A 1,362-nucleotide genomic window follows, 5' to 3' on the forward strand; every position below is an offset into this window, starting at 1 on the left:
TCTATCTACTTTTCAATGAACATTTTTATAGAACATTTTATATTTTAGCGAAAAAAACTATTGATGGCTTTGCCATTTATTTTTTTAAATATTTTTATGTATTTTTGGAACTGCGATATATATGTTATCACAATTATTTTGTTTTGTCAACACTTAACATAAATAAAATATAAAGTATTCGATTTTTATTCAAAACCGAGGAAAGGAGATGGCTCCACCATTCCCTTTCCTTGAAGAGAGATTAAAGCAGCTACCCCCTTCAAAAAGGGGAATTAGAAACAATTTCGCTCTCAAAAGGTAAATTAATGCTTATTTAGGAAGCCTTATGATTTTACTCTAAAATATCTTTTAATTCGTCTAATGTGATTTCTAATAGATTATCTCCTATGTAGTTGATTGTCTTTTCATCTGCGTTTCGAATTTTCTCTTTTAGTTCTTCTGTTAAATTTACACCAAATTTTTTTGATAATAGCTTAATAGTAAATTCTTTTCTTTCTTCAAGTTTGCCTTTTTCGATACCTTTTTTAATACCTTCTTCTCTCAACTTTTCAGCTATTGACATTATCAATTCACCCCTTTCAACTGATTCTTCTTTTGCTACTTTTTCCATTTCTTCTATCTCAATGTCATCTTTTGTATCCAACAAGTATTTTAAACATATCTCAAATACTTCATCAACTTTTTCTTTGTCTTGCATTTTGTTCGTTAGTTCTACCATTAGCTTAAATGTTTTGTAAAATCGTTCTTTGTCTTTTTCAAATGCACTCCTCATCACTTCTATTACTAATCTTGTGTATGCTTCTCCTGCTATTTTTGCTTTCGATTTCGGTGAAAAGTCGTATATTTCATATTCATAGCTTGGTATGTATCTTTTTATTCCTTCAGGTATGTCTTTGACTCCTTCAATTAGGTTTATTAAATTTGTTTGTATGTTCCATATCGTTTCTCATAGTAAAAGATTTGACTAAAAAGTAAAAATCCCCTTTATTGAAGGGGTAGATGTAACGCTCTTTGTTGCAGCCGGGGTAGTCTTCTTTAAATTTGCTTTCGGTAAGTTATATGTGCCTCACCCTGTCAGACTTTCAGTCTGACACCCCTCTCAAGTGGGGAATTAATAATTTTTAGGAAGTTTTATAATTTGTTTTATTTTAGAATTTCTTTTAGTTCGTCTAATGTGATTTTCAAAATATTTTTCTTTATCTTATTAATCACTTCTTCGTTTGCTTTTCTTATTTTTCCTTCTAACTCTTTATTAAATTCTTCTCCAAACCTTTGATTTAGTATTTCTAATACTAATTCTTTTTCTCCTTCAAGTTTACCTTCCAGTTTTGCTTCTTCTCTATCTCTTTTAGCTATCTTTTC

1 protein-coding gene and 1 pseudogene are annotated in these 1,362 nt (G+C 29.5%); both read right to left on the minus strand.

The features are described 5' to 3' along the window. Positions 1-331 precede the first annotated feature (331 nt). Positions 332-940 (minus strand): Rpn family recombination-promoting nuclease/putative transposase, encoded by a 609-nt coding sequence (locus X924_RS08190; RefSeq protein WP_121958434.1) that lies wholly within the window; start codon positions 938-940, stop codon positions 332-334. Between the two features lie 203 nt (positions 941-1,143). Further along, a pseudogene (locus X924_RS08195) lies at positions 1,144-1,362 on the minus strand (hypothetical protein); the annotation flags it as partial.

Origin of the sequence: Petrotoga sp. 9PWA.NaAc.5.4 (genome assembly GCF_002895485.1) — a bacterium.
Classification (GTDB): Bacteria; Thermotogota; Thermotogae; order Petrotogales; family Petrotogaceae; genus AZRK01.